7 protein-coding genes are annotated in these 6,531 nt (G+C 51.9%); 1 reads left to right on the top strand and 6 read right to left on the bottom strand.

Going from position 1 to position 6,531, the window contains the following annotated elements; translation table 11 throughout:
- From Q7V06_RS02450 to Q7V06_RS02470, 5 genes are all read right to left on the bottom strand, one after another.
- Nucleotides 1-115, bottom strand: a 115-nt coding sequence (locus Q7V06_RS02450; RefSeq protein ID WP_370650797.1) for a nucleotidyltransferase family protein, incomplete at its 3' end; no start/stop codon positions are given.
- A gap of 166 nt (nucleotides 116-281) precedes the next feature.
- Nucleotides 282-986 carry an ABC transporter permease gene (locus tag Q7V06_RS02455; RefSeq protein ID WP_304837562.1) on the bottom strand — a complete coding sequence of 235 codons (705 nt, stop codon included), beginning with the start codon at nucleotides 984-986 and terminating at the stop codon, nucleotides 282-284.
- On the bottom strand, nucleotides 983-1,915 hold the full coding sequence (locus tag Q7V06_RS02460) for an ABC transporter ATP-binding protein (RefSeq protein WP_304837565.1): 933 nt from the start codon (nucleotides 1,913-1,915) through the stop codon (nucleotides 983-985). The genes Q7V06_RS02455 and Q7V06_RS02460 overlap by 4 nt, the downstream gene beginning before the upstream one ends.
- Before the next feature lie 43 nt (nucleotides 1,916-1,958).
- Nucleotides 1,959-4,217 (bottom strand): DEAD/DEAH box helicase, encoded by a 2,259-nt coding sequence (locus tag Q7V06_RS02465; RefSeq protein WP_304837568.1) that lies wholly within the window; start codon nucleotides 4,215-4,217, stop codon nucleotides 1,959-1,961.
- The gene (locus Q7V06_RS02470; RefSeq protein ID WP_304837571.1) at nucleotides 4,214-5,290 is read right to left on the bottom strand and encodes a ribonuclease H-like domain-containing protein; all 1,077 of its coding nucleotides are present in this window, start codon (nucleotides 5,288-5,290) and stop codon (nucleotides 4,214-4,216) included. Before Q7V06_RS02470 ends, Q7V06_RS02465 begins: the two co-directional genes overlap by 4 nt.
- Nucleotides 5,291-5,435: 145 nt before the next feature.
- Here Q7V06_RS02470 and Q7V06_RS02475 point away from each other — a divergent pair, with 145 nt between their 5' ends.
- A complete protein-coding gene (locus tag Q7V06_RS02475; RefSeq protein WP_304837574.1) occupies nucleotides 5,436-6,218 on the top strand; it encodes a TIGR01458 family HAD-type hydrolase in 783 nt (260 codons plus the stop codon).
- Here the strand turns inward: Q7V06_RS02475 and Q7V06_RS02480 are convergent.
- On the bottom strand, nucleotides 6,208-6,366 hold the full coding sequence (locus Q7V06_RS02480) for a hypothetical protein (protein ID WP_304837577.1): 159 nt from the start codon (nucleotides 6,364-6,366) through the stop codon (nucleotides 6,208-6,210). The genes Q7V06_RS02475 and Q7V06_RS02480 overlap by 11 nt on opposite strands.
- Nucleotides 6,367-6,531 lie beyond the last annotated feature (165 nt).

Genomic DNA, 6,531 nt, shown 5'->3' on the forward strand with positions numbered 1-6,531 from the left:
CACTATCCGGCCGTTCCTCTCCGCGTGCAAAGGAGCCAAAGATGCCGATCCTGGCAATACCAAACCGCCGTTTCAGCATCGGTTTATGCTGTTGAAGAGATTTAAACGCGTTCATACTGCTCCCGTTTACGTGTCTTTGGAGAATTTAATCTAAAGTTATCTATCTCTAACTACTGATGCTTTCTTGTTCCTTCATTTTACATACCTAATCAAATTATTGTTCGATAATTATTATTAGTAATTCTATGTAGGTATATATTTTTATTAATCTATTCTCTTTCTCACGTTATCGTCCTCACAATCCGCTCCTTTGACAGCCGCCCCGCCCATCTCCTTCCAAGCGCCAGCAGCACAATCCCAAAGACTGCAAAGAAGACTTCTGTCTGGATCGTCACTCCTCCTTCCGGTGATACAAGACCCTGTAAACCAAATATCAGGAAGATGAAGAGGAAGACAAATCCCATTCCAAGGAGCTGGTTCTCCCGCATCCCAAGATATAACTGGGCAGATCCGATGATCCCTGCGGATGCAGCTGCATAGACCGGGAGGATTACGATCACATGGAGAAGGAGGAGCCAGGGGAGGGTGATAGCAACAGATGAGAGTACGAAGGCGACAATGACGGTGATCAGAATCGAGATGATCGTCATCCCATATGCAGCAGCTGAAACACCGAGGACTTTCCCCTCCCAGATCTGCCGGATGGAGACTGGTGCACAGAGGAGTGTCAGAATCGTCCCATCCTTCTTCTCGCGGAAGAAGGCGTCAGATGAGAAGAGGTACCCCATGAAGAGTGCCAGCACCACCGAGAGGTTGGCAAGATGGCCTCCAAGGGCGGTGCCGGGATCTCCCCCGGTGCCTGCGAGGATACCCAGTGTTGTGAAGACCGGGAACCAGACTGCAAAGATGAAGCTTGCGATCAGGACGCCTTTATTGGTGATCGCCTGAAGAAACTCCTTCCTTGCAATGACGAGCCGTTCATTCATGATCTCCCCTCCACAGAATGGACGTATCTCAGATAGACCTCCTCAAGATCAGCTGATCTCTTCTTTATCTCCTCTATTCTGTACCCGCCACTCACGAGTGCGGATATGAGGTCAGGGACCGATCCCTCCTCTGCAAGTCTGCATACAATGCCCTCCCCCTCCTCCTGAATATCAAGAACCATGCTGAGCGACTCAAGAGATGCAATCGTCTGCCTGGACGGTCTTCCCCCTTCAAAAGCGATCCAGACCGATGACTCCTTCCCGGCTCCGGCAAGCCGTGCTACAGAATCATATGCCTGGATCTTCCCTTCTGCAAGGATCGCGACACGGCTGCAGATCCGCTGCACCTCATCGAGATGATGCGAGTTAATGAAGACGGTCATCCCCTCCTTCTCTGAGAGGGAGAGGATGAGGTCCCGCACCATCCGCTGGGCATCAGGGTCAAGACCGGAAGAGGGTTCATCAAGGAAGACGACATCGGGCCGGTGGAGGATTGCACGGGCGATCCCCAGTTTCCTCTTCATCCCTGTTGAAAAAGTCCCGACAGCATCCGAACTCCGGTCAGAGAGGCCGATTACCCTGAGCAGCTCTTCGATCCTGCCTTCCGGTTCATCCATACCATAGAGGCCGGCATAGTACCTGAGGTTCTCATACGCACTCTGCCGCTCAGAAAAGCCATTATTCTCAAAGAGCACGCCGACACGCCTCCGCGCCTCATCATCTGATCCGAGATCCGCACCAAAGACCTCTGCTGTTCCGGTCTCCGGGGAGAGGAGGCCGAGGAAGAGGTTAATCGTCGTCGTCTTTCCTGCCCCGTTTGGCCCGAGGTATCCAAAGATCTCGCCCTTCTCCACAGAGAATGTTACATCCCTGAGGACCTGCCGTCCATCAAAAGATTTGGAGAGGTGTTCCGCTCTGATTGCCTGCATGATGTGCCTCTAAATGTAAAACATCATTTACATTCGATCGTTATCAACGCATCGGATTGCAGCCTTCGATCGCCTCCCTCATCATGAGAAGGAGTCTTGCTGCACCTTCTTTATCAAGAGGCTTGTTATCGTTTCCGCATTTTGGAGAGAAGATACAGGCAGGACATCCGTCAATACACCTGCATTCGGAGACGATCATCTCTGCAAGAGTAACGACCCTCTCTATCAGTTCATATGCTTTTGCAGAGAGGCCTGCACCTCCAATGTATCCGTCATAGATGATGATCGCAGGCCCTTCTGCTGAAGGATGGTATGAGGTGGAGATGCCCCCGATATCATGGCGGTCGCAGATGACAACACCGGGCATCGCTGCAATCAGCGCATGTTCTGCGGCATGAAGTGCTCCGTTCGGATCAGCGAACCCTGAGAAGATCTCCTCATCACAGGCGATCAGGAGACCCTGGGTGGAGAAGGAGAGAGGCGGTACATCCAGTTCGTTTGATCCGATCACAGTATCATACCTCACGATCCGGTATCCGAGGATCTGTTCGGTGACCGTCACTTCAACAGACGAGAGTGAGAACCCTCCGGATCGTCCTGATGTGAGTATCCGGTCGACCGAGACACTGTTTCTGGAGAGTGTCCGGGTCAGATAATCGATATCCATCGCCTCGACACGGATGATTCCTTCCTCCCGGTCAACGGATCTGACGATGAAACTCTCCCCTTGATGGAGGAGGACCGCACCGACATACGCCTCCCGGTACGCCTGTGCAGCATCCATCGTCTCGATGATTACACCACCTCTCATGATCCGATACCCCCCTGATGCGGAACCCGAGAGGCTGATGAGTTCGGATGGGCGTCGTGATCCTGCATAAACACAACCCTTTGCCGTCACTGCAAGGATACCATCGGATGTGAGGGCCTTTACATATCCGTCCAGATCAGATCCGAAATATGCCTCATCGCGCTTCCGTATCGGTATCTCAGATGCCGCACAGAGGATATGGCCGGAGAGGATCATTGGATTTTCCATATCAATTGCCGCATGTTCCGGTGCGACCGAGAAGAAGCGCTCGGGATGATGCATGTAGTACTGGTCGATCGGATCATATCGTGCAACCATCGTCACCACACTCTCCGCCCCACTCCTCCCTGCACGCCCTGCCTGCTGCCAGAACGAGAGGGTGGTCCCGGGATAGCCTGACATCAGAACGGCATCAAGAGTGCCGATATCTACGCCAAGTTCAAGAGCGTTTGTCGAGATGACGCCCCGTAGTGTGCCGTCTTTTAATGCTGCCTCGATCTCTCTTCGTTCATCAGCAAGGTACCCTGCCCGGTATGCTGAGATCCGATCAGCAAGACCCGGATCTCCTGCAAGCATCTCCCGCGTCCTTCGCGCAATAATCTCTGTCATTCTTCGTGACGGGGTGAAACAGATCGTCTGAATATCATGCTTTACGTGGGCTGTGAGAAGGTCGGTAACCTCTGTAGTCAGGGAGCTTGTGGGATCACGCTCGTATGGGTTATAAAAGATGATAGTGCGGCGGTTCTGTGGAGCTCCATCCCCATTGATGATCCGGCAGGTGCGGCCGATAAGCCGGGACCCAAACTCTTCAGGATTGCCAAGTGTCGCTGATGCGAGGATGAAGGTGGGATCTGCATCATAGAAGGTGAGGACACGCTGAAGTCTTCTCATCAAAAGAGCAATATGGGAGCCGAAGATTCCCCTGTACCGGTGCGCCTCATCGATGACGACAAATGTGACGCCTCCGAAGAAATCTGCCCATTGCCTCCGCCAGGGGAGGATATGGTGGATCTCATGCATATTTGAGATGATGATCCGTGATCGATCCCTGATCTTTGGTCTGATATCACGGGGAGTGTCACCATCATAGACGGCAGGATATGCCTTTGCACCTGTTGCCCTGTCTATTGCTTCCAGTGCGGTGAGCTGATCGCGGGCAAGTGCCTTTGTAGGATACAGAAGGAGTGCCCGTGCGTTTGGGTCGGAGAGGAGTCGGTCAAAGATCGGAAGCGCAAATGCCAGGGTCTTTCCGGATGCAGTCGGAGTCGTGAGAATCATATCTTCTCCGGCACGTGCCGCATGAAAAGATTCAGCCTGATGAATATATGGCCGGATTCCTTCACTATCAAGGTATCGTTTCAGAGTCGGATGGAGGTTCTCAGGAATGGCTGCATATTGCGCCTCCCGTCCCGGGAATGTCCTGATGAAGAGGGCATCATCCGGATAACCATAGCGGTCTTTGAGTGTTTCGATGAGTGAGGATGACGTCACCAGGACAACTCCCGAAAGTGGTGGTACAGATCCACGAGTGAGAGGACATCCTGCCGATTATGCTGTACGATTGGGATCAAAGGGCCGGGATTCTTCGTTCTCCGATATATGTCATAGAACTCAGGCACCATCGCCCCCGGAAGATCCGATTCCCGGGAAATTCCAAGCACCTGCTCTTCGATGGTGCACAGGCGGCAGTTCTTCTGGCTTCTGCCGACGGTTCTCCGTGTGATGTGGAGGAGATCGATCTGATGCTTCGAAAATGAGTGATCGATCCCATAGTAGGCGAACCGATCAGCGAGGTACGGGACATCAAACGACCTCCCGTTATAGCTGATGAGTGTGGCGCCCTCAGGAACCGATGCCTGCCATGCAAGGAGTGCAGGTAACTCCTCATCGATATCACGGGCAAGAAACTGATTGAGTGTAACCTTTCCATCTCTGACTGAAGCTGACCCGATCAGAAAGACAGGTCGTGAAAAGACTCCAAGTGTCTCAATATCTAAAAAAACGAAGTTCTCATCCGGGGAGAGAGCGGATGCGGTGATCATCAGGGGATGTGTTCTTCCGATCCTCTCACTGATCAATGACTCAACCTTACTGTTCTCTCCATCTTCAATGCATCTTAGTATCCTTTGCGCATCCGCCTGGTACCGTCTGATATACCGGAGATCCCGGATCGTCTGGCATCCCCGTTGTTTCAGGTGCCTTTCACGAACAGGACCTATCCCGGGGATGAGCCTCAGGCATCTGATCAGTTCTGCCCGTGCAGCTGAAGCATCAAGAGGAAAACCTCTGTGACCCAGTTCTTCAGAGATCAGATAATACCCCCCCTTATCTGTCATGCACACGGTGCCCTTGATGAGGTCTCCGATGTCACACCCGGCATAGGTTGAAGAGAGCTCCTCCCGTTCGGTGATACATCGCTGATAAACCGAGGCGAGAACCGGGGATTGTGTTAAACTCTCCCGGAATCGATTATCATGCTGGATAACCGAATACTCACCGGAGCTGTCGATACATCTTCGCCAGAATGACGATGCATCCTCGAATGCTCCGGCAGATCGTCCCATACCGTACTCATACGATTCTTCTGTGATAAACTCCGTGAGCGGGGGGTGAAAGTGATACGGGGGATTGTCAATTATCTATCAGAGATAGATGTATGGTTGTACCTGCCGGGTTCATCAACAATTGATCGGTCAAGGGAGAACAGAAATGGTCATAAAAGCGCTTCTCATAGATATTGATGGTGTACTTTCCATCGGGGATCAACCGATTCCGGGAGCACCTGACGCGATTCGGTGGCTGGATGAAGAAGGAATCAGATATCGTTTCGTCTCAAACTCAACACAACGGAGCAGGAAGCTGATTGCCGAACGCCTCAACAGAATCGGCTTCTCCATCACGCCGGATCAGATCTCAACACCGGTCATTGCAGCACTCCGCCTCCTTGAAGAGAAAGAAATCTCCCAATGTCAACTCCTGATGACGGATGCAGCCAGGTCTGAGTTCCTTGATGCCGGTATCGCCTATGCCGAGCAGGGTGCCGAAGCGGTGATCGTTGGGGATGCAGGGGTAGGGTTTACCTTCGATGCGTTGAATGTGGCTTTTCGGCAGATAAACGAAGGCGCCTCTTTAATCGCACTCGAACGCGACCGGTACTGGATGGCCCCTGATGGCCTCACCCTTGGTGCGGGCCCGTTTGTAGCGGCTCTTGAGTATGCATCCGGAACAACTGCGCGGGTGATGGGAAAACCTTCCCCTGATGCCTTCCTCCAAGCATTGGCACTGATGGGCACATCACCTGAAGAGACGGCGATGATCGGTGATGACATACGAACCGACATCGCTGGTGCACAGGCAGCTGGTCTCTTCGGGGTGCTTGTTAAGACCGGCAAGTACTCTGATCAGGTACTGAAAGAGTCGTCTTTCACTCCTGACAGGACTCTTCCCTCAATTGCATTTGTGCGTAATCTTTTTGATGCACTCAGGCGATGATGATCTGATCTGTTGCACAGTGTCCGGTATGAGGAGAAATCGATTTCCCCTGTCGAATTGTATTCCCTGTTCTTTGATTCTGCCGGGGTATCGTCTTCGAGAACGAATCTGCCCGACGAGCCAGATAAATGAAGGTCATATGCTTCATGATATCTTCGTCACCTCATACTCATATGAATACTCGCCGTGGGGAGGGCGAAAGTGAATGATATGGATCTCCTTACATAAAATAATTCGATTATAGACGTTAAATTGCGATAAAATCCTCAAATTTGCCCATTTTGTTCAGCTTCCAACAATTTTAATCTTTCAT

The organism is Methanocalculus sp., from assembly GCF_030651615.1.
GTDB lineage: Archaea > Halobacteriota > Methanomicrobia > Methanomicrobiales > Methanocorpusculaceae > Methanocalculus.